Source organism: Desulfovibrio intestinalis, from assembly GCF_014202345.1.
GTDB classification, from domain to species: domain Bacteria; phylum Desulfobacterota; class Desulfovibrionia; order Desulfovibrionales; family Desulfovibrionaceae; genus Desulfovibrio; species Desulfovibrio intestinalis.
This window is the reverse complement of record NZ_JACHGO010000007.1, coordinates 105,065-126,604: the sequence shown is the minus strand read 5'-3', so window position 1 is coordinate 126,604 and position 21,540 is coordinate 105,065. Positions and strand designations below refer to the sequence as shown.

Below are 21,540 nucleotides of genomic sequence, written 5' to 3'. Positions count from 1 at the left end.
GACGCTTCGCTGGGCGAAGAGGCTGTGAGCCTTGGCGGCTCAGCCGATATAATAGCAATGCCCACGCAGTAAAAACTACTGCGTGGGCATTTTGTATCAATAGAGCAGATTAACTTTGAAATGTATTGGATTTCAAGGCTGTCATTTTGCCAAAATGCGATTCTCGGCAGAATCCACGCCGCGTTGCGGCGCGCTGCATCCTTGTGCAGCGTTAGAGCATTTAAATTTTTTCAAAGTTAAAATGCTCCAGCCCGCCGCTATCTATTTCTTCACTTCAACCCAGATGGGGTTGGTGACGGCGTAGCGGCCTTTGCCATCCATTACAACAAAGTTGTACCAGGTGTCCTTTTCAGGGGTAGCCTCAAAGCTGTAGGCCACGGCGTCTTTGGTGTCATTGAATTCTTTTTTGCCCACAGGTTTGCCCTCGCTGTACACCTCAATGCTTTTCAGGCCGTGAACGGCTTGCAGTTCGGCGTTCAGCGTGATGGCTTTTCCGGCTGTTACGGTTTTGGTGGAGCCGAACATGCTGTCGCTGCCGGGAGTGATGATGGGCCCCATAGTAATGTAGCTGTTTCCGGCCTTGAGGGCTGCCATGTAGGACTTGGAGGTCACTTTGCCGTCAACGTGTGCGTACGTTCTGATGATGCCGGGATAGAGAATGGACGTCACGTCGTGCTGGTCAGAGCCAGAGCTGAGATAGATTTTTTTTCCTTTATTCCAGTAGGCCATAGCGGCATCAAGAGCGCGCTTGTCCATATTCTTGGGATCTTTCAGGTCAATGGTCGACTGGATTTCAAGCAGGTCAAAGTCATCACTGCCCGGGGCGTGGCCGCCCTTTACGCCGTCACGGTTATGCAGGAAGCCGTAGTCGGTGTACGGGTGGTTCATGACGACAAGAGCGCCCATGGCGTGCCCGGCCTTGATGATTTCCGCAGGAGTAAGGTCTGGGGATATGGGCTTTTGCTTGTAATCTGCCCCAAGAATGCCCCAGTGCCCCCAACCGGGAGAAACTTCAAGGCTGGAAAGGAAGGGATTGCCCGTCGTGTGCGCCAGCTTATCCATTTCTGCGTTATTGGCCACAGAGTCGTGGTCAGACACGGCAAGACAGACCAGGCCGGCAGCCAGCTGACCCTTGTGCAGTTCCTTGATGGGAGTTGCGCCGTCGCCAATGTCCGAGTGCTGATGGATGTCGGCACTGTACCATTTTCTGCTGGAAGTCTGAATGGCAGTGGGAATGGTGATGGTCTTTTTAAGTATTTCTTTGGGCTTGACGGTTTGCTTGACCACTACGGGCAGACTTTCAAAGTCGCTGCCGTGGGTGATGGTAAACGTCAGTTCGTTTTCGGGCGCAGGAATGTCCGCACGGATTTCATGCGTCTTGGGATCAGAAAAAAATACTGTTCCGCCAAGGGTTTTGACGGTTGAGGTTGTGCCGCCAACCTTTATCTTGGCATGAACGGGCTCGCCTTTTTCGTTGACCACCTTGAAAATGGCCTTGGCTCCATCCTTCACCGAGAATTGAACTTTCTGGTCAGCCGCAAGCGCCATCAACTGGCTGTTCGAGGGGGTATAGCCCTTGGCTTCGACGTGGGTACTATAGTTGCCCTGTGGAAGCTTCATTGAGAAATTGCCCTTCTCGTCAGTCATTTTCCACACAAGGGGTTGCATGATGTCTTTTTTGACCGCATCAGCGCCGTGGGACTTCACGGTTTCCTTGTATGCGCCTTCTTTGCTGATGATGACAAAAGCGCCGGGAACCGGTTTGCCGCTGCTGTCTTTAACCTGGCCCTGCACAAGGGCAAAGGGCAGCGCGGGGTCTTTTTCCTGATAGCGTTCAAGTATGGGCGCGGTTTCGCCCTTGTCAATAACGATAATTTCGCCTGTGTATTCGTATGTTTTTCCAGGCTCGATGGTACGCAGCACATACAGGTCTTTGTAGCCGCTGGAACCCTTGTAGGCGTTGGCGCCGTCAACCTGCACGCCGACAGCATAGTCCTTGCCGTAGGTGACGATAAAGTCGCCAAAGCGTTCCTGCACGTCTTTATCCGCTCCAACGGCAATGCCCGTGGCCTTGAGGTCGGGGTAGTAGCCAAAGGGGCCGTACATGCTGGCGGCAAGGGTGCTCAAAGAGTAGCCGCTGTACATGTTTTCGTAGGGCTCATTGCCTGCAGGGTTGTGGACTGTGGTTTTAAGGCCAATGTAGTTTTTATTCGCTTCAAGCGTGTACTGGATGGTGACACTGAGGGGAAGGGTATGCCCCTTGGTCCAGTAGCGGCTGTTTACCGTGACCACGATTTTATCTTTTTCCTGCTTGCAAAGGATGTCCTGTGAAGGAACATGCAGCAGGTCTTCATTGTTGTACGATCCGGTGGCAGACCAAAGGTCGTTAAGAAATTCTATGTCGTTGACCAGGTCTGTTCCGAATTTGCCGTCTTTCATGACTGCAATGTCGAGGATGCTGCCGCTGGTCATGTTCCAGTAATTGTTGGAACCAACAGCAAAAGATACAGCAATTTTTCCATTGTAGATGGTGAAATCTTTTTCGTGAATCGCCATGCCCTGATCAATGGGAGTGGCCCCTTTTATGACGCCCAGGGGCAGGGTAGGGGATGTTCCGGCAAAACACACAGCGGGCAGTGTTGTAGTGGCAAGCAGCCCTGCTGTAGCAATAAGGAATTCTCTACGCTTCATTTTGTCTCCTGCAATAGTGTGCAGCCCAGGGCATGCCTTGGGCCGAGAATGCGCCGCGCGGATGTGCTCCATCGTGACAGAAAAATTATTTTTAATTTAGCCAAGCGTAAATTGTACGTCATAATATGCACTAAACGGCCTAGGCAAAAAAAATAGCGAAAATATAACTAAGTTATTCTGTATCTGCTAAAGAACTTCTAATAATCAAATACTATAGTTGTTATGTGAAATATCTTGAGTCCAAGCGTATCTGGCTGCCCACTTGCTTTCCCTCGCTGCTGTGCCGGTATTTCAGAGATACAAAATCCAAAATGTGCAGGACGGGCAAGCATTATTCACAGTGGGTGCGCTATTCATAAAAATGGCAGACCGCACAGGCCGTCTTTTCCTGTAAACAGGCAAATATCAGCAGTTTTTTCATTGCTGATCTGCAAAAAGACGTTCTTTAAGTTTTTAAAGACTAGTTTATCTGCAAGAAAATTCAATAAAAACTTTTTCAATTAGATAATTTTTGATAGAGCATGTGTATATTATGTGATATTCATTAAAAATTTTAACATGGCATTTAAAAGGTTCCAGTATACAGTAATGTTTCAGCCATAAGGAATGCTTTTAAGGTTTTTTATAGTGAAAATGGTTTGTCTGGGTGGTTCAATTGGCAGGATCAGGCATATACCATTGCCAAACAGAATCCGCAGAGTTCAAGCGTTAAAGCCAGGAACTCCGCGGATTCTTATGTGGCAGATGGCGGTGAGATGCAGCATTTTTCTGATGCCGCACCTTTTCAAAACTATTTTCGCAGGAGCCGCAAACCGTTGAACACAACCAGCAGGCTGGTTCCCATATCTGCGAACACAGCCATCCATAAGGTCGCTTGCCCGGCGAATGTCAGCGCCACAAATATGGTCTTGATGCCCAGGGCCAGGCCGATATTCTGCTTGAGCACGCTGGATGTTGCCCGAGAAAGCCGGATAAAGGCAGGAATTTTACGCAGATCGTCGTCCATAAGGGCTACATCGGCGGTTTCAATGGCCGTATCCGCCCCTGCGGCTCCCATTGCAAAACCTATGTCGGCTCTGGCAAGGGCGGGGGCATCGTTAATACCGTCGCCAACCATGCCGACTTTGGTTCCAGTGGAAACCAGTTCCTCAATTTTTTGCAGTTTGTCTTCAGGCAGCAAGCCACCGTGGGCGCGGCTTGTTCCCACTTGGGCGGCAATTGCTTCGGCGGTGTGGGAGTTGTCACCCGTGAGCATTACTGTTTGCACGCCAAGGGCATGAAGTTCTGAAACCGCCTGCTGGCTGGTTTCCTTCACTGTATCAGCCACCGCAAAAACAGCCAGCACCAGCTTGGCGTTGGCAAGCAACACCACGCTTTTTCCCTGCTTTTCCAGACCGGAAAGATGTGCCTCCAATTCTGGCGAACAGAGGCCGAGCTCATCAATCATCCTGTGGTTGACGAGGTAGTAAACCTCCGAACCGACACTCCCTTGAACCCCTCTTCCGGGCAAGGCCGCGAAGTTTTCCACTTCCTGAACAACGACATTATCGTGGATTGCGGCCATCGACAGCGCTTTTGACACGGGATGGTCGGAACGGGCGGCCAGGCTTGCCGCAAGAGACTGGGCACTGGCCGGATCAGCCTCGCCCCAGGGAACGAAATCTGTCTGAACAGGCTTGCCGTGAGTCAAGGTGCCTGTTTTGTCCAGCGCCAGCCAGCGCAGTTTGCGGCCATCTTCCAGGTACACGCCACCCTTGATGAGGATGCCTTTTCTGGCGGCTGCCGCAAGACCGCTGACGATACTTACGGGTGTTGAAATAACCAGAGCGCAGGGGCAAGCAATGACCAGAAGCACCAGCGCCCTGTATATCCAGTCCATCCAGGGCGCTCCGTACGCCAGCGGCGGCACAAGAGCAACGGCCAGGGCCAGAATAAAGACCGCTGGAGTATAGTAGCGGGCAAACTGGTCTACAAAACGCTGCGTCGGGGCGCGGCTCCCTTGAGCTTCTTCAACCGCATGAATGATCCGGGCCAGGGTGGAATCGTCGGCTCCAGCCATAACCCGGTATATGAAGGAACCTGATTCGTTGATGGTTCCCGCGAAGACGGTGTCGCCTGCCGCCTTTTCCACAGGCAGGCTTTCGCCTGTAATGGGGGCCTGATTGATAGCGGAGTGGCCTTCCTCGATCTCTCCGTCAAGAGCGATGCGTTCGCCGGGTTTGACGCGTACCCGGCTCCCGATGGCAACCTGTTTGGCATCCACATCGGCCCAGGTGTTGTCCGGCTGCTGCACGGTGGCTTTGTCAGGCGCAAGTTCCATGAGGCCACGGATGGCGTTTCTGGCACGGTCCAGTGAGCGCGCTTCAATAACCTCTGCCAGCGTGAACAGCACCATAACCATAGCGGCCTCAGGCCATTGCCCAATCAGCAGCGCGCCCGTGACTGCGAACGACATCAGCGCGTTCATATTCAGGTTAAGATTTTTCAGGGCGATCCAGCCCTTTTTGTAGGTGGAAAGCCCGCCAATCAGAATGGCAGCCAGAGCCAGAGCAAGAACTATCGTGGTGTTGCCGGAAGCGAGTTCCACTACTTCGGAGGCCACTGCGGCAGCACCGGCAATGCCCAGCCTGCGCCAGTTGACTGGTGCTGATGTGGAGGCGGGAGCTGAAGATTCCGTGTCCAGCAGGCTTGCCCCCATATCCAGAGATTCAAGCGCGGCAGTGATTGCAGAAAGGGCCTCAGGCTCGTGCACAATTTTGAGCGTGCGCTGGATCAGATTAAAATCAAGGCCGATGATGCCGTCGATAGGCGTCAGCTTGGCACGTATCATCCCGACTTCTGTGGGGCAGCACATTCCGGTAACGGAAAAAAGTGAGGGGATGCCCCTGCCGTCAAACACAGGTTCGGCCTGCATGCCAATGGACGTGAGGGCCTTTTCAACTTCGCCCAGCGAGTCCAGCGAGTGGTGCACGGTAAGCATTCGCTGCATCAGGTTGAACTCAAGCCTGTCAACGCCTGGCATGCCCTCAAGTTTTTTTCTGATCAGGGCTTCCTCGGTAGGACAATCCATATTCTCAATTGTATATGTTGCCCGGTGTAAGGACTGTCCAGACACAGGAGCCAGTGTGGAAGGCTGTGTGGTGGTTCCGCATGAGCAGCAACCGCAAGCAGTTGGGGCAGTAGCGCAGCTCTGGGGCTGATCGGAGCGCGCCGTGGCCGGTTTGATTTCTGACATGTTTTTGAGCATCCTGCTTCTCCTGAAGGAAATGGAATAAGCTGTACTGCCCCGACCGTATACAATCTTGACAAACAAGTAAATGATTGCTTAATTGTTTATTTGAAGGAGGAGACATGCCCGACAAGCTCGAAACAAGCCCCGTCTGCTGCTGCACGATCATCCATCAGGACGTGGTGGATCAGGTGAAAGAAGGACTGTTGCCAGATTCCTCTCTTGGCGAAATGGCAGAGTTGTTCAAATGTCTTGGTGACCCGACGCGGCTCAAGATTGTGTATGCCTTGCTGGCAGCGGAGATGTGCGTTTGCGACATTGGCGCGTTGCTTGAAATGAGCACGCCAGCCATTTCACATCATCTGAAGGTTCTTCGGCAGCTTAAACTGGTTACGTTCAGGCGCTCAGGTAAAATTGTCTATTATACCATCGCGGATGAACATATTTCTCCCATTTTGTCGCAGGCTTTGGCGCACATCAAGGAAAGCGGCAACGGATAGCCGGGGCAGTATTTAGCAGAAAAGTAGGGGTTGGTTGCGTGTTTTCCAAGGTTATAATGCTCCTTGGGATTAAGGGGGGGGCTGCTGCTTGTTGGCTTTTTTGTGTCCGGCGCTTCTCTGGTCGCAACATCGCAGGATGGTTTTTGCCTTTCCTGTCATGAAATGCGTTCCTATAAAGAAGAACTTTCGCGATCGCCCCACGCCAGGGATGCAAACGGCAAGCCCATAGGATGCGCGCAGTGCCACGTTTCCAGTTCTGGCCCGATTTCCATGCTAGAAACAAAAGTTGCCGTGGGTATCAGTTCACTTTGGACGCATTTTACTTCTGAGAATTTGCTTTTGGACCGGTCCGAGATGCGGGAGACGGCCAGAAAATATGTGGCTGACGCCAACTGCCGGGCCTGCCATGAAGATTTGATGCTGAACGCCGCCCAAAGTGGCCCGGTGTCGGCAAAGGGCCAGGCCGCGCATTTGGAATATCTGAAAAAGAATCCCCACCCTGATCGTGGTGGCTGTTCGCGCTGCCACGGCAAACCCGTCCGCAACACCCGCGCCAGAAAGCAAGCTTCACAGATAGAAGTCAAAGGGTGTGTGTCCTGCCACGAGAATATGGCGCACGGTTCATTTTCGGCCAGCAGGGAAAGCGGGTCGGACAGATGAACACGGCAATCGCGGAGCACTGCGGGAACTGTTGTGCGCTCTGGTGATTTCACGCATTTTACACAATCCTTCTCGTCAGGCTACACCAGTTCCTTGTGCCCGCCGTCCAGAGGCATGTCGTCCTTGAGGTTTACGCCGCTCAGTCCTCTGGCAAAGGCTCCCCGCACCAGATAGCTGAGCTTGCGCACACCGTCTTCAATACTCAGGCCCGCCGGGCGCACGTTGGAGATGCAGTTTCGTGCTTCGTCCGTGCAGCCGGGAAAGGGCGCGTATGTCAGATAGACCCCCAATGAATTGGGTGAACTCAGCCCCGGCCTTTCGCCAAGCAGAATGACCACAAGCCTTGCCCCCAGCAGATGGGCGATTTCATCGGCCACAGCTACCCGGCCATATTCGATGAGCGCCACGGGCGTGGTGCTGAACCCTGCCTCAGCGGCCCAGGCCATAAAACTGGCAGCAAAAGGCGCGGCGTTTTCGTGTACGGCGCGGGCGGACAGTCCATCGCTGATGGCGAGGCAAATGTCCGCGCGGTTGTTCGTGCTCTTGTCCATATTGCCGTTCGTGCAGGTGCCTGTGCAGGTTTCTTCGCAACTGTTCGTGTCTGTTGGCGTGTCTTGATGGTTTTTTTCCTGCCCTAGTCTGGCCATGTACTGCTCAAGAAGCGTACGCGAGGCCTCTGAAAGTTTACGGCCTCTGTCAGGGCGGGCCAAAAATTCTTCCTTGTTTGTAGCGGCGCTTTGCAGCTCAAGACACGGCAAACCTTGCGCTTCCAGCGTGTCGCGCAGGTTTTTTATTTCGTAAGGGGTCAGTACGGCGTCCCGCGCTTTGGCGTGGTCCAGACGAAAAGCCAGCCATTCAGCGTGCGGCAGGCTGACTCCACAGCGTCCCAGGGCGATGCGTGCGTCGGTATACCGGCGTAATTCGGCCCAGGGGTCTTCACCCACAGGTGACGCTCCATTGGCGGGGCGGGCGGTTTCCTTGTGTTCCTTCATGCATCCTCCAGACAGCGTCAGCCCATCCGTACTTTTTCTTCCAGCGCGTGCAGTTTTCCGCCGGGCGGCAGCAACGAGCCCTCACAATCATGAATGCCCATTTCTTCAAGCCATTTTTCAAATTCCGGGGCAGGCCGCTTGTTGAGCAGTTTACGCAGATAGGCCGCATCGTGAAACGATGTGGACTGGTAGTTGAGCATGATGTCGTCCGCACCGGGAATGCCCATGATGAAATTGCAGCCCGCCGAACCAAGCAACGTGAGCAGGGCGTCCATATCGTCCTGGTCGGCATCTGCGTGGTTGGTATAGCAGATGTCCACTCCCATTGGCAGACCCAGCAGCTTGCCGCAGCAGTGGTCTTCAAGCCCGGCCCGGATGATCTGCTTGCCGTTGAACAGGTATTCTGGCCCGATAAAGCCCACTACGGTGTTTACCAGCAGAGGATTGAACGGGCGGGCCACGGCGTAGGCGCGGCATTCAATGGTTTGCTGGTCAACGCCAAAATAGGCATTGGCCGAAAGGGCACTGCCTTGCCCGGTTTCAAAGTACATGACGTTGTTGCCCACGGTGCCGCGCTTCAGTTCCAGGGTGGCTTTGTGGGCTTCGTCCAGCATGTTCAGGTTGATGCCAAAGCTGGCGTTGGCTTTTTCTGTTCCGGCAATGGACTGGAAGCACAGGTCAATGGGAGCGCCGCGCTCCACCAGCACCAGAGCGTTGGTTACGTGGGTCAGTACGCAGCTCTGGGTGGGGATGTCGTAACGGGCAATCAGTTCGGCGAGCAGGTAGAGCAGGCGGGTGATGTTCTCAAGGCTGTCAGTCGCCGGATTGATGCCGATAACCGCATCGCCGGAGCCGTAGTACAGGCCGTCAATGGTTGAGGCCAGAATGCCGCGCGCATCATCTGTGGGGTGATTGGGCTGCAGACGGGTAGAAAAATGTCCGCCAAGCCCGATGGTATTACGAAAACGTGTGACCACCCTGCATTTGGAGCCGACAAGAATAAGGTCTTGCAGGCGCATGAGCTTGCTGGCGGCGGCCACCATTTCGGGGGTAAGGCCGGGAGCCAGAGCGGCCAGAGTGTTTGCGTCCGCCTCGTCAGTGAGCAGCCAGTCGCGCAGCTGCCCCACGGTAAAAGAACTCACCGGAGCAAAGGCCTCTGCATCGTGCGAATCTAGGATCAGGCGGGTTACTTCATCTTCTTCGTAAGGGATAACGGCTTCGTTAAGAAAGCGTTTCAGCGGCACATCGGCCAGAGCCATCTGGGCGCGTACGCGTTCTTCGTCCGAAGCGGCGGCCACACCGGCCAAAACGTCGCCCGACCTCAGGGGCGACGCCTTGGCCAGCAGTTCCCGTAAAGGACTGTTGGTGTTCACGGGAGTTTCCTCACTTGAGAATGTTGGGCAGGAACATAGCTATGTTGGGGAATACCATAACAAGCACCAGACTCAGGAGCAGCAGGGACACTACCGGGATGATGGATGAGTAAATGTCCTGCAAGGTTACATCTTTGGGGGCCATAGCTTTCATCAGAAACAGGTTGTACCCAAGCGGCGGCGTCATATAGGCGACCTGGCAGGTAATGGTGTACAGCACGCCGTACCAGATGGGGTCGAAGCCCAGCGATTTGACCAGAGGGATGTACAGGGGAGCCACAATAATGAGCATGGCTGTATCGTCCAGAAACATGCCCAGCAGCAGAAAGGAAATCTGCATGATAATCAGCACGCCCCAGGGGCTGAGGTGCCAGCCGTCCAGAAAGAGCGTCTTGATGGCATGCACTGCGCCCAGGCCGTCAAAAACAGAGCTGAAGCACAGGGCCGCCATAATAATCCACATGAACATGCAGCTCACGCTCAGGGTTTGCAGCAGGGCGACCTTCATGACTTTCTTGGTGAGGCGGCGCTTGGCCCAGGCCGCCAGCGTGGCCACAAGCGCACCCACTGCGGAGCTTTCCACAAGGCTTGCCATGCCGGACAAAAAAGAACCGGTTACGGAAAAAATGATAACCAGCGGCAGCAGACCAGCCCACAGCAGACGACGCTTTTCGGCGGGGCTGATGCTGGCCAGTTCTTCTTTGGAAAGGGCCGGGGCCAACGCGGGATTGAGCTTGCAACGGATAACAATATAGATCGTGAGCATCAGGGCCAGCAGCAATGCGGGGCCGATGCCCGCCAGCCACAGCGTGCTGACAGGCTGGCGGGCTATCATGCCGTACAGTACCAGAACCACACTGGGCGGCATCATGAGACCAATGGTACTGCCAGCCTGAATAATGCCCGAGACCATACGCTTGTCATACCCGCGTTTGAGCATTTCTGGCATGGCGATGCTTGCGCCGATGGCAAGGCCCGCCACACTAAGGCCGTTCATGGCCGAAACGGCCACCATCAGGCCCACCGTGCCAAGGGCAAGGCCACCGGGCAGACCGCCCATCCACACGTGGAACATGCGGTAAAGATCGTTGGCAATGCCGGATTCTGACAAGATATAGCCCATGTAGATGAACAGGGGCAGTGAAATCATCGGGAACCATTTCATCAGGGTGATGCTGGCGTTAAAAGCCATTTGCGAGCCGCCGGTGCCCCACAGCAATGCGCCGGCCACGGCGCCCACAAAGCCAATAGCCGCAAAAACACGCTGCCCTGTGAGCATGAGCAGGCCCATAGAGGCAAACAGAAGAAGGGCTGTGCTTTCGTGCGAAAGCGTAAGCGTGAAGTCTAGCATTTGGGTGAATCCTTTACGGCGCTGGCTTGCACCGGGGAGAGGGGGGAGTCGGCAGAGGCGTCTGGCGTGATTTCAGCGTCAATCAGCAGCCTTTCGGGAACGTTCTCTTCGATGATCAGGCCTCTGGAGCGCGCCAGTGCCTTAAAAAACTCAGAAATTGACTGCAACAGGGTCAGACTTATCCCCACGGCCATGATGATCTTGATGGGCGCCAGGGGGGGAGCCCAGGCAGTATTGTTGTGCTGGTTGAATTCAATGGAGTACCAGGTGCTGGACAAGCAGCCGTACAAAAGAAAGCCCAGGTAGCCCACGAGAAAGATGGAGGTGTACACGTCGGCCTTGGCCTGCTTGCGCCAGGACCAGCGGGCATAAAATACGTCCAGCCGCACGTGCGAGTTGAGCAAAAGGGCAAAGCCGCCACCAAGAATGTAGTAGGCCACCATGCAAAACTGGGCCATTTCCACGCCCCAGATAACGGGCGAATCAAGAAAATACCGCGAAAATGCCGAGTACAGCAAAATCGCCATCATGATGAACACAAAATACAGTACAACGCGCCCCAGAAGGCGGTTAACGGCATCCACATAGCGAATATAGAGCTTGATGAAGCCAGGCATGGTGTTTTCCTTGTAGCGTTGAGTCTATGGACTTTGTACGGGGCGGCGGCGCGCAGGGAGAGGCAGCCCCCTACGCACCACCCTGGTTTTAATACCGGTAGGGACGGCCAGCCGCCTGCATTTCAGCATTGTATTTTTTAAGAATGTCTACGACCTGGGCGCACCGGGCACTTCTTTTTGCGGTTTCGTCCCAGAATTTGTGGGCCGCTGCTTCTACCTGGTTCCATTCCGCATCGGGAATGGAGGTCAGCTCCATCTTGCCGCCAGTGGCGCGGTAGTGGGCCTCACCCCACCAGTACCAGTGCTGGCGATAGTAGTGCGAGCTGTCGCAGGTAAGCTTGAAAAGCGTCTTGAGGTGTTCGGGCAACGCAGCCCATTTTTTGCTGTTGGCAAAGTACGAGCCAATCCATGCGCCGCAGATGTTGTTGGTGAGGTAGTATTTGCACTGGTCTGCCCAGCCGGAGGTGTAAACTTCGGTAATGCCCGACCAGCACACGCCGTCCAGTTCGCCCGTTTGCAGGGCAACCTGAATGTCTTCCCAGGGCAGGGTAACGGGAACAACGCCGAACTGGCTCATGAACTTGCCGCCAGTAGGAAAGGAGAACACACGCTTGCCCTTGAGGTCGGCCAGGCTTTTGATGGGCTTGGTGGTGGAAAAGTTGCAGGGGTCCCATGAGCCAGCGCCAAGCCATTCAACGCCGTCTATTTCGCCATAGGCCTGCCGCCAGATGTCGTTGAGGCCCCAGTTTTCAAACAGGGCGGGGACGTCCAGCGAGTAGCGGGTGGCAAAGGGAAAATACGCGCCGAATATGGCCACGTCGGCCGGGGAAGACATTGAGTCTTCATCGCACTGGGCAGCGTCGATGGTGCCGTTTTGTACCGCGCGGAACAATTCGCTGGTGGGCACGAGCTGGTCAGACGTGTACAGTTCGATAACCATTTCGCCGTTGGCGGCTTTGTTGAAGGCGTCTATCTGCGGCTTGATAACGTGTTCCGCAAGGGCGGAGCCAGCATAGGTCTGCATGCGCCATTTAATGGGAGCAGGGGCCGAGTGGGCTTCCGAAGCCTTCATAACGCCAGCTGTAGCGGCTACAGCCATTGTTGCCCCGATGCCTGCCGTTCTCAAAAAATCCCTACGCTGCATAGTATTTCTCCTGAAAGATTTGTAGCCGCCAGATATTGCGACACCGTATGTGTCCAACCATTGGCCTAAACGTACTACTTGGGTTGTTTTTGGAGATTTTGCAGGTAGCGTGCCATGTGGCTTATAGTGGGAGGAAATTGTTATAATATGCTTATATAAATGTATAAAATATGATTATTGTGAGGGTGGTATCTCGCAAAATTGGAACAGATATGGAAATTTTAAAACAAATTTGTTCTGGTTGCTGTGAAACAAAATCGTACCGCTGGAAAATAAATATAAATAATACGCAATATTGCATTTATTATGCTGAAATAATTTAATTTAATTTAAATATGGGGCCGAAACAATTTTGTATCGCGATACAAAAGAGTAAATGCCGAAACGGGGTGAACAAGCAGTGGGGCGGGGATGGGAAAGCCTACGGGGGAGGGAGCCGTAACGGGGCAGTCCATTTTGGTCACCATGTGCACGGGGATCTGCCTGCGATCAAACTGGGGCCATATCTGCAAAATATATAAAGCGAGCCAATGATGTCAGCTACAGTTATGACGAATCGTAAGGATAGCGTTGAGGGATAAGCCGCAGCACTGGCGAAAATGGAATCACCCGCTTGAACGCGTGGCAGGAAGGAGTGGACAGAAGCACACACAGGTGCGCTCCAGCATTTCAAACAAGGGACAGGGGAAGGACAAGTTCAGAATAAACGAAAAAAGGACTCGGGTATTTCTACCTGAGTCCTTAAATTTCGTGGTGCCGAGGGACAGAATTGAACTGCCGACACGGGGATTTTCAGTCCCCCAAAGGCCATTTTCAGCCACTTTCACCCACCTTCACAGAATGCCATTTTATCTTGACAAAATAGTATATTACGATCAATTTTATCTTCATAATGATTCACCCGAAAACACCCTGTTTCAGCCCCAAAAGGGGGAGAGGTGGGGGAGAGGAAACGGCAAAAAGGGGGAGAGGATGGCCAAGGGGAAAGAACATACGCCTTGGGTCACGGTCGAGCGTGGCATCCGAAAATACGAACATCTGACTCGCAAGCACGGCCTGAAGCCTGACGTGTACTATGCCCTGCGCTATCGCGTGGAGGGCAAGCGGTATGAAGAAGGCCTGGGCTGGGCCAGTCAGGGCTGGACGCTGGAGCGTGCCCGGCTGACGCTTGCGGAATTGATGGTGGCCAAAAAGACGGGTTCGGGCGAGGTCACGTTACGGGAGAGGCGGGTCAAGGCCCAGGAGGAACGCGCGGAAGCGAAACGGCAGCAGGAAGCCTGCAGGCGGCTTGCGGTTACGCTCAGTGAATACTGGCACAACAACTACTTTCCCGACTGCAGGCAAAGCAAGGCTCCGGAGACGTGGCGCAAGGAAGAATCCAACTTCAGAACATGGCTCGCTCCCGCCTTGGGAGATGTGCCCCTACGCGAAATATCCAAGGCAGACCTTGACGCCATAAAGAGCAAAATGGCCAGTGCCGGCCTTGCCAAGCGTACGACACAGCTTGTTTTTGCCACCATGCGGGCTGTGTGGAATCATGCACGCGGAAATAAACTGGTGGAGGGCGACTGCCCCACGCAGGAAATAAAGCTGGGAAAGATCAGCAATGCCCGTAATCGCGCCCTTTCGTCCAATGAGGCGCAGGATCTGCTTGAAGAGATACAGCGCCTTGATGAAAAAGCTTGGGCCTTCACCCTGGCCTGCCTGCACACCGGAGGGCGACTCAGTGAGGTGGCGCGATTGACCTGGGGGCAGGTGAATCTGCGAGAAAGGCATCTTACCCTTGTCCACACCAAAACAGGCAAGCCTCGCGCCGTTCCTATGACGGAAACGCTGGTTTCTGTCTTGCGCAGTATGCCCCATGGGCAGGCGCAGGATATTGTCTTTACCAATGCCCAAGGAAAGCAGTGGACGTCCATGCCTGCCAACTTCCGCAAAGCTGTGGCCAACCTCAAGTTGAACGAAGGCCGTACTGACCGGCGTGAGCTTCTGGTATTTCACTCCCTGCGGCACAGCGCTGCCTCCATGCTGCTTGATGCGGGGGAAAACGTGCGCACCATTCAGGAACTTTTTGGCTGGTCAACGCTCGCCATGCTCCAGCGTTATACCCATCCCACGGATGAAAAGAAGCAGCGGGCAATGGGCCGGTTAGACTCTAAGCTGAAACAGCAGCCTGCCAACGTGCATGACTTTTCCGAAGCCCAGAAAAAGGGCAGCGCCTGAGCAAGTCAGGCGTCTCCTCGGCGCTCATTTTTTAAATGGAGCGCCTCCTTCCAATGGTCAAAATAGCATCCATAGATCACACTTGAGACAGCCTCTTGTGTGACACGATTTTTTGTATTCCTTATGTTTTTAGTATGATTTTTCCGCCAGCTATTTCTCCATGAAATAATTTTTACATTTTTACATGACACAATGACAGTAGCTATAATATCAAGTGCTGCCATTGATGTTTTCGCTGCCATTTTTGGGATATGTAAGGATAACGGGCGATAGATTGGTAAAAATCTTTGTTTGCATCCCTGCATGCAGTAGTATGAAAATACCCCCAATGTGGCCTCCGCATGTGCCTTGGCGGGTCTTTCCAAAGGGGCCTCAAGCATGCCGCGTATCCTTTTCAGAGTACTTTTTGACATGGCCCACCCATGTGATGCGCCCACCAGGCGACACCACTCAGGAGCACTGCCATGCCTCCCACCCCGACCCAGAACATCCTCAAGCTGCTGGAAGAGAGCCTGCCGCCCTGCTTCCCTCGCAAACGGGTTCACGAACTGACCTTTGGTCTCGTCAATCCCCGTACCTTGGCCAACAAGGACAGCGAAAAGACCGGCCCAGCCGGTCGCTTTTTTGTCAAACGCGAGGTCTGGTACCAGAAAGATGGATTCCTTGAATATGTGAAGACCATACTCAAAGACTCTCAGGCGTCTGGCGCATCAGCATGACAAGTAGCTTGCCTCTGCCGTGAGAGCCGTATGCCCAAAAATATCTACGCATATGCCCCCAGTAGGGGCATATGCGTAGATGGCAGCATGCTTTGCTCATATAAATTATTTAGCTAATTCGGACATTATTATGTGCGTCAAAAGCAGCGCATCCTTTCTGCAAAGATGCTGTACGCAATATTAAATATATCATTCTTGCATAGGAGGGATGTAATACGTATTGCATATATTCGTTATAAACTAAATCGGGATGAAACAATATAAAGGAAAGAATATGAAATATACTTACGTTGAATACATAAAAAACAAAATAACATCTCTCCTTGATGTATACTTACACAGTCATTCAAAAGCACTTATTGTACGCTTTGATGTGCACTACCCGGAAGATTACCCAATGGTATCAGGCAATGAAGACATCTCTGCCTGCATTGCCTATGTCGTCAAAAAGTATAACCGCCAGAGGCTTGATCCTTCCTATATCTGGGTCAGGGAGCAGCAGCGCAGTGTCCATCCCCATTACCATTGCGCTCTGCTTCTCAACGGGCAGAAGGTGAGAGGCTATCGGCACGTGTTTCAAAATGTGGAAGAGGCTTGGGGACGCACTCTCGGATGTTCTGTGTCTGGCTGCATCAACTACTGCCTTAGCGACGATGACTCGGACTACAACGGCAAAATAATCCGCAGGGATGCTGGGCCTGTAAGTTTTGACATCCGTCGTAATGAAGTGCTGCACCAGCTCTTCTATCTGGCAAAGACGTATACCAAAGAGCTTGATTATGATGGGCTACGAAATTTTGGCTGCAGCAGAATACCAAATGGATAAGGAGTAGAATATGGATAACAATTTTTCAGAACGATGCCCTGTTTGTCGTGACCTTTCAGGTTTGCATGACCGCTTGGCCGCCATGAAACCTTCACTGGTCAAAACCACCATCCAGCAGGCACCGGATGCTGCAAACGGCAATGTCGCCATCGCCCAGACGGACGTTGAATTGGGAGGGACCAAGACTTCCATGCTGGGCTTTGCGACACCCAAAACGGCTCATAGTGAGGATGCGCATTGTCTGTTGTCAGAGGCAGCCTATGCCTCGATGGATGCGGCTTTGACCTCCCTCAAGGCTATATGCGGCGATGCGCCACAGACCAACAGCACGCACCAGAGTGCGCCCTCCAGGGGTAATGCGTCTTCCTTTAAGCCAATCAGCGATAAGCAGGTCAAATACATTCGTGCCCTAGCAAAAGGTAAAGCCGCCGATACTATTTCCCGTGATTTGACAGGAAGGCCCCTGGAGCAGTGCAGTGGTGCGGATGCCGACAAAATTATCAAGACGCTGATGGGTAAGTCTGACCGCAGTAGCGATGTGCCATTCTAACGCTCTTGATGGCAATCATATGCTTTCCCATTTCGTCCTTTACCCGCCCATACTGCAAGCAGGAGTCCCATATGCATCAGAAGCATTGGCATCACGACTTTGAATATAGAGACAGGCTGATAAATGCCGGCATCGGTTCAGAGGAATTCTTCAAAGCAATCGAGGTGACCTTACCCCCGGTGATTTCCAGAGCAGAACTGGCAAGGCTCACTGGTGGGCTCATTTCCACAAAGACGCTCAGCAATGAGGACGCCCAGCAAAAAGGCCCAAAGGAGCGCGTCAGGGCAGGCTCCAAGGTCGGTTACAGCAAGGCGTCAGCTATGGCTTACCTCCGCAAGAAACTAAAGCTGCTGTAAATTCAAGAGGCCTCGCCAGGGTCATGCTCTGGTTTAATCCATTCACCACGCTCATTTTTCGAGCTGATAGTCATAGCTCCAGTATTCCTGCCACGGCCCGCCATGCGTCACCCCAGAAATGACCACACAACTTTCGGGCTGCCTTGCTGCCCGGCAAAACGTCTCGCTGATTTCTGGTGGTATAATCGTGTCTTCGCGGCTGCTTAAATGCCGTTGGGACAGGAGCCACAGCGATGATGCCACCTTTATGGGATTCAGAGATTCAGCAAGAGGGCTGACGCCCTGCAACTGCGTCCAGGCCTCAGTATCAAGGTTGCCTGCTATGGTACCCAGAAAGACAACGTCCTGCCTCTTGGCTGCCAGCAGTGCCGCAGCCCCTCCACCACCAGAAAACCCGACCAGAACGACCTTCTCCGCCCCACATGCTGCCTTAGCTTGAGAAATGGCAGCATCAAGGCTGTCGATCACTTCCTGCCCGAGGCGGGCAGACGTCCAGTAGCGTTTTGTACAATACCACCTGTCCTCTCCTTGCACATACTGGCATGGCCGCACCAGATAAAGTACAGGGTCCGGTCCCGTGTCATACATGGCCAGCCGGAGTGCCACAGGGTTAAGCGGCGTGGGATCACTGGAGGGCCGGGTGCGTGACTTCCAGGCGTGCCCGTCTCCTTCAATATATACGCGTAGGATTTCAGGCTGTGGTGAAAAGCCGGGGCGGTACATCCCGTGGAGGGTGAAAGCCTGAGTCGGAAAAAGGCGTTCAGTAAATCCGTACTGCTGCGCAAGGGCGCGGGCCTTCAGCCTGGGGGATACGGCGCAGGCCGATAAAAAGCACAGGATAACAGCCAGCACGGCACTCAGGCTTATACCTGCGTGCCGGTTGCCAGTCTTTACCGTGCTCCCCTTTCCGCCATAGGGAAAAATATCCACAACAGCCATGCGGTGGAATTAGCATAAGTACGCCGTGTTGACTATTTTTTATCTTCCGCAAACCAGACCTTACCCTACTTGAGCGTAATTATTTTTAGAATATTGACCATGGTCTAATTTTACATAATTATTGATTCAGGGAATTTCTGTTTGGCCTAACACGGTTTGAATATGCGGCTAACAGGCAACAATATTTTATAAAAACTTAGACAGGGTAACAAAAATTCATCTGAAGCTTAAAAAATAAGCAACTTTTCCATATTCTGGAAAGTATATACCTCATAACGTCTGTACGCACGGTAGCACCGCGCAACAACCATACTTGTGGAGGCAGTTATGTGGGGAAAAGCTTTATGCTTTGTGGGCGGTGCCGCCTTGGGATATCTGGCCCGCGAACAGATTGCCGAGGCCGTGGATACGGTTTGCGAAAAAGTGTCCGACCTTATGGAAGATGCCGATAATGCTGTAGGCACAGATGCCGTTTCTGCTGAAAATGAACTCCCTGACGGGGATAATGCATCAGGGCCCATTGAGGCTACTGAAAATGCTGTGACCGGATAAATGACCAACAGTACGAGAGGGCTTTCCCTCTCGTACTGTTGGTCACCGAGTAATAAACTATGTTGATAATCGCACTATGTGGCTATATAGCTAATCAAATAACATTGTCAGGTGGATAATCGTGCCGCCCAAAATTGACCCCGACACCACGCCAGGCGTTAAACTACTGCGGCTTTTTCGCAAGCTTCTGCTGGACAGCCGCCGCCACTACCAGAATGACCTTGCCGAAGAGCTGCAGTGTTCGCCGCAAACGGTGATCCGCCTGGTGGGCGAAGTCGAGGCAGTGGTGGGGGCCTCTCTACGTACGGGCCTAGACAACCGCCGCCGCTGGTATCAGTACGTTATCAATGAAGGACGCTCACTGGGCCTGGACTTTGAAGAACTGCGCTTCCTCGGCATTTGCCGCGAAATGGCGTCCGGCATTCTGCCTGCCCCGGTGCTGCAAAGGGTGGATTCAAGCCTGCGTCATCTGGCTCTGCACATGGCTGATCCGATGCATACGGGCAAGAACGATCCCTTTCACTTCCACGCCAAGGGGCGTATCGACTACACCCCTCACACCGACCATATCGATCAGTTGGTGGACGCTGCCCGTAGCCAAAGAATCTGCCTTGTGGCCTACAAGGCACCGGGGCGCGAAGCTCCGCGCGAGCACCGCCTGGTTCCTCAACGCATGATCGCTATGAACAATGCTCTCTATGTGCTGGGCGCTCTGGTGGACCCCAATTTTACGCCCACAGGCAGACCATGCAGTATGGCCATTCACAGAATTACCGATGTGACAACGACGGGTAAAAGGGTGGCCGGGCTTTTGCCTGAGGCCGACACAGAGGGCTTTGGCTTGCCTTGGCATGAGCAGCGTACGTTCCATATTCGTTTCAGTGCCAAGGTGGCCGAATATGTGCGAGAGCGTACCTGGGCAGAAAACCAGGCGGTAGAAAATCTGCCTGATGGCGGTCTTGTGCTGACGTTGACCACCCGTGCCGAGCCGGAACTGCGGGCCTGGGTGCGCAGCTTTGGTGAGGATGCAAAACTTAGTGATGCGTATACTGGAGGGGAGTAGCGTCATGTCAAGTGACCATGCCGCGTTATTTCATTGTTCACGCTGCGGAGCCTGTTGTAGCCATCTGAAAGAATTTGGTGAGCTATATGGCGATCTTGATGATGGTCATGGTGTATGTATTTTTTATGATAAAGGCATGCATTCTTGCCGCCAATATATTGATCGCCCTCTCAAGTGCCGCGTTGTGGAGAGCTATGTATTCTTCAAAGAACAGATGGCGTTTAAGGAATACTGCAGAATAAACAAACAGGGTTGTGCCTATCTTCAAACACTCTCATAAGGAGCTTTTATGTTTTCTGCCAGTTTTACGGAAAAACAGCAGGCTGTTTTTCTGGATGTTCTTGACCAGTTGATCATGGCTGATGGAGTGCGTACTTCCCATGAAATGTTTAAATTTAAAGGCTTCCAGAAGCAATTCTCTGGGGTCATTGCCGAGCATGTCCCCACGGAGGATTTAAAAAATATATTTATCGACCGGAAAGATCGCATCGCCGTGATGCTCGAACTTCTTTCTATTCCTCTCGCAGAGGGCTTTGTCTCAGAGGATGACAGAATTTTTTTGGAAAAGATTAACCAGAGCTTGGAGCTGGAGCCAAAAGATATGAGTTGGATGACATTGTGGGTAGAAAACATGCTCTTTCTTGTCAGCCAAGCAACCAATTTCATGGAGGGCTAATGCCATGCCAATTCCATTCATTCCTCTCTTACTTGGTGGTGCTGCTCTTTTGGCTGGTGGAGTGGGGGTCGCAAAAGGACTGGAAGCCAAGGAAGATCTTGATCGGGCCAAACGCATTACGGAACGAGCTCAGGAGACATTTGAAAAGGCAAAGACTCGATTGGAAGACATGCGGGAAGAAACTCAGGAGCAGCTTGAAAAGCTCGGTGAAGTCAAACGTGATATTTATGAGAAGATGCTTTTACGCTTTGTCGAAAGTTTTGATAAGATCAAAAATGTTGAATTTAAAAGCAATCTTACAGATGATGAACTGGTGCTTGACAAAGTAGGTTTCACAGAAATTCGAGAAACCACATTAAGAATGACAGATTATCTGGGGAGCGCAGCGGCATCGCTGACCGGTGGTGCTCTCGCAGGGTTGGGAGCTTTTGGCGGAGCTGGTCTGCTGGCAAGTGCATCGACAGGCGTGGCCATCAGTACATTGTCCGGCGTTGCCGCAACCAATGCTACCTTGGCTTGGTTTGGCGGCGGTGCCTTGGCAGCTGGCGGCATGGGCATGGCAGGGGGTATGGCTGTGCTGGGCGGCGTTGTGGCTGCTCCGGTGCTACTGGTAGGTGGCCTTATTATGGCCTCCAAGGCTGAGGCTGCCAAGTATGACGCGTATGCCAATTTGGATAAAGCCGAGGCTGCCGCTGAAGATATGAAAATCGCACGTAGCGCTGCGCGCGCCATTCGGCGCAGAACAGAAGAGATTCATGGCATTCTAAATCAATTTATAGATCCCTTTACTGATCTTTTGGATGACCTGGAAGATTTGGTTGAAGATAAAGTAGATTATGGGACATATTCGGAACAAGAACGAAAGCTGGTTTCTGTCACTGGTGCTTATGCCAAAACAGTCAAAAATATAGTAGACACACCGATTTTTGATGAGGAAGGGCGCGTAACAAAGGCATCAAAGGCAATGCTCGCTGGGGCTCAAAAGAGTTTGATAGAATTGGCAAATATGTAGTAAATGTAGCGGGCTCTATTTTTGATAGAATAGAGTCCGCTATATTTACTCACCCGACACTCTCCAC

General features: G+C 52.8%; 21 protein-coding genes. 12 read left to right on the top strand and 9 right to left on the bottom strand.

Annotation, left to right across the window (positions count from 1 at the left end; genetic code table 11):
- Positions 1-261: 261 nt before the first annotated feature.
- Both HNQ38_RS11750 and HNQ38_RS11745 read right to left on the bottom strand, forming a co-directional pair.
- Positions 262-2,691, bottom strand: coding sequence for a CehA/McbA family metallohydrolase (locus HNQ38_RS11750; RefSeq protein WP_183721127.1), 2,430 nt, complete (start codon positions 2,689-2,691; stop codon positions 262-264).
- 790 nt (positions 2,692-3,481) lie between these two features.
- The gene (locus tag HNQ38_RS11745) at positions 3,482-5,926 is read right to left on the bottom strand and encodes a heavy metal translocating P-type ATPase (protein WP_183721124.1); all 2,445 of its coding nucleotides are present in this window, start codon (positions 5,924-5,926) and stop codon (positions 3,482-3,484) included.
- A 116-nt stretch (positions 5,927-6,042) separates the two neighbouring features.
- Here HNQ38_RS11745 and HNQ38_RS11740 point away from each other — a divergent pair, with 116 nt between their 5' ends.
- The gene (locus HNQ38_RS11740; protein ID WP_183721121.1) at positions 6,043-6,420 is read left to right on the top strand and encodes an ArsR/SmtB family transcription factor; all 378 of its coding nucleotides are present in this window, start codon (positions 6,043-6,045) and stop codon (positions 6,418-6,420) included.
- Positions 6,421-6,483: 63 nt separating this feature from the next.
- Positions 6,484-7,080: a NapC/NirT family cytochrome c gene (locus HNQ38_RS11735; RefSeq protein ID WP_246388130.1), complete on the top strand. Its 597-nt coding sequence runs from the start codon at positions 6,484-6,486 to the stop codon at positions 7,078-7,080.
- A gap of 80 nt (positions 7,081-7,160) precedes the next feature.
- Here HNQ38_RS11735 and HNQ38_RS11730 read toward each other — a convergent pair whose 3' ends face one another.
- The 5 genes from HNQ38_RS11730 to HNQ38_RS11710 form a co-directional block, all read right to left on the bottom strand.
- Positions 7,161-8,072 carry an ethanolamine ammonia-lyase subunit EutC gene (locus HNQ38_RS11730; RefSeq protein WP_183721115.1) on the bottom strand — a complete coding sequence of 304 codons (912 nt, stop codon included), beginning with the start codon at positions 8,070-8,072 and terminating at the stop codon, positions 7,161-7,163.
- Positions 8,073-8,089: 17 nt separating this feature from the next.
- Positions 8,090-9,445, bottom strand: coding sequence for an ethanolamine ammonia-lyase subunit EutB (locus tag HNQ38_RS11725; RefSeq protein WP_183721112.1), 1,356 nt, complete (start codon positions 9,443-9,445; stop codon positions 8,090-8,092).
- Positions 9,446-9,455: 10 nt separating this feature from the next.
- Positions 9,456-10,796, bottom strand: coding sequence for a TRAP transporter large permease (locus tag HNQ38_RS11720; protein WP_183721109.1), 1,341 nt, complete (start codon positions 10,794-10,796; stop codon positions 9,456-9,458).
- Entirely contained in the window at positions 10,790-11,413 is a 624-nt protein-coding gene (locus HNQ38_RS11715; RefSeq protein WP_183721106.1) for a TRAP transporter small permease subunit, read from the bottom strand. Before HNQ38_RS11715 ends, HNQ38_RS11720 begins: the two co-directional genes overlap by 7 nt.
- 88 nt (positions 11,414-11,501) lie before the next feature.
- Complete coding sequence (locus tag HNQ38_RS11710) at positions 11,502-12,557, bottom strand: TRAP transporter substrate-binding protein (RefSeq protein WP_183721103.1); 1,056 nt, start codon at positions 12,555-12,557, stop codon at positions 11,502-11,504.
- Positions 12,558-13,529: 972 nt separating this feature from the next.
- On the opposite strand from HNQ38_RS11710, the gene HNQ38_RS11705 reads away from it, so the two are divergent.
- Positions 13,530-14,780, top strand: a complete 1,251-nt coding sequence (locus HNQ38_RS11705; protein ID WP_183721100.1) for a tyrosine-type recombinase/integrase — start codon at positions 13,530-13,532, stop codon at positions 14,778-14,780.
- A gap of 5 nt (positions 14,781-14,785) precedes the next feature.
- Here the strand turns inward: HNQ38_RS11705 and HNQ38_RS11700 are convergent, their stop codons facing one another.
- Positions 14,786-15,160, bottom strand: a complete 375-nt coding sequence (locus HNQ38_RS11700) for a hypothetical protein (protein ID WP_183721097.1) — start codon at positions 15,158-15,160, stop codon at positions 14,786-14,788.
- An 84-nt stretch (positions 15,161-15,244) separates the two neighbouring features.
- Between HNQ38_RS11700 and HNQ38_RS11695 the strand changes: the two genes are divergently transcribed.
- The 4 genes from HNQ38_RS11695 (at position 15,245) to HNQ38_RS11680 (ending at position 17,231) form a co-directional block, all read left to right on the top strand.
- Complete coding sequence (locus HNQ38_RS11695) at positions 15,245-15,499, top strand: hypothetical protein (protein WP_183721094.1); 255 nt, start codon at positions 15,245-15,247, stop codon at positions 15,497-15,499.
- A 274-nt stretch (positions 15,500-15,773) separates the two neighbouring features.
- The gene (locus HNQ38_RS11690) at positions 15,774-16,325 is read left to right on the top strand and encodes a YagK/YfjJ domain-containing protein (RefSeq protein WP_183721091.1); all 552 of its coding nucleotides are present in this window, start codon (positions 15,774-15,776) and stop codon (positions 16,323-16,325) included.
- 10 nt (positions 16,326-16,335) lie between these two features.
- On the top strand, positions 16,336-16,875 hold the full coding sequence (locus HNQ38_RS11685) for a hypothetical protein (RefSeq protein ID WP_183721088.1): 540 nt from the start codon (positions 16,336-16,338) through the stop codon (positions 16,873-16,875).
- Positions 16,876-16,946: 71 nt separating this feature from the next.
- On the top strand, positions 16,947-17,231 hold the full coding sequence (locus HNQ38_RS11680; protein WP_183721085.1) for a hypothetical protein: 285 nt from the start codon (positions 16,947-16,949) through the stop codon (positions 17,229-17,231).
- Between the two features lie 51 nt (positions 17,232-17,282).
- Here the strand turns inward: HNQ38_RS11680 and HNQ38_RS11675 are convergent, their stop codons facing one another.
- On the bottom strand, positions 17,283-18,170 hold the full coding sequence (locus HNQ38_RS11675; protein WP_246388129.1) for a hypothetical protein: 888 nt from the start codon (positions 18,168-18,170) through the stop codon (positions 17,283-17,285).
- Positions 18,171-18,497: 327 nt separating this feature from the next.
- Between HNQ38_RS11675 and HNQ38_RS11670 the strand changes: the two genes are divergently transcribed.
- The 5 genes from HNQ38_RS11670 (at position 18,498) to HNQ38_RS11650 (ending at position 21,473) form a co-directional block, all read left to right on the top strand.
- Complete coding sequence (locus tag HNQ38_RS11670; RefSeq protein ID WP_183721082.1) at positions 18,498-18,722, top strand: hypothetical protein; 225 nt, start codon at positions 18,498-18,500, stop codon at positions 18,720-18,722.
- A gap of 121 nt (positions 18,723-18,843) precedes the next feature.
- Entirely contained in the window at positions 18,844-19,785 is a 942-nt protein-coding gene (locus HNQ38_RS14490; protein ID WP_183721079.1) for a WCX domain-containing protein, read from the top strand.
- A gap of 4 nt (positions 19,786-19,789) precedes the next feature.
- Positions 19,790-20,065: a YkgJ family cysteine cluster protein gene (locus tag HNQ38_RS11660; protein WP_183721077.1), complete on the top strand. Its 276-nt coding sequence runs from the start codon at positions 19,790-19,792 to the stop codon at positions 20,063-20,065.
- Positions 20,066-20,074: 9 nt separating this feature from the next.
- Positions 20,075-20,461 carry a hypothetical protein gene (locus tag HNQ38_RS11655; protein WP_183721074.1) on the top strand — a complete coding sequence of 129 codons (387 nt, stop codon included), beginning with the start codon at positions 20,075-20,077 and terminating at the stop codon, positions 20,459-20,461.
- 4 nt (positions 20,462-20,465) lie between these two features.
- Entirely contained in the window at positions 20,466-21,473 is a 1,008-nt protein-coding gene (locus HNQ38_RS11650) for a hypothetical protein (RefSeq protein ID WP_183721071.1), read from the top strand.
- The last annotated feature ends 67 nt before the right edge of the window (positions 21,474-21,540 follow it).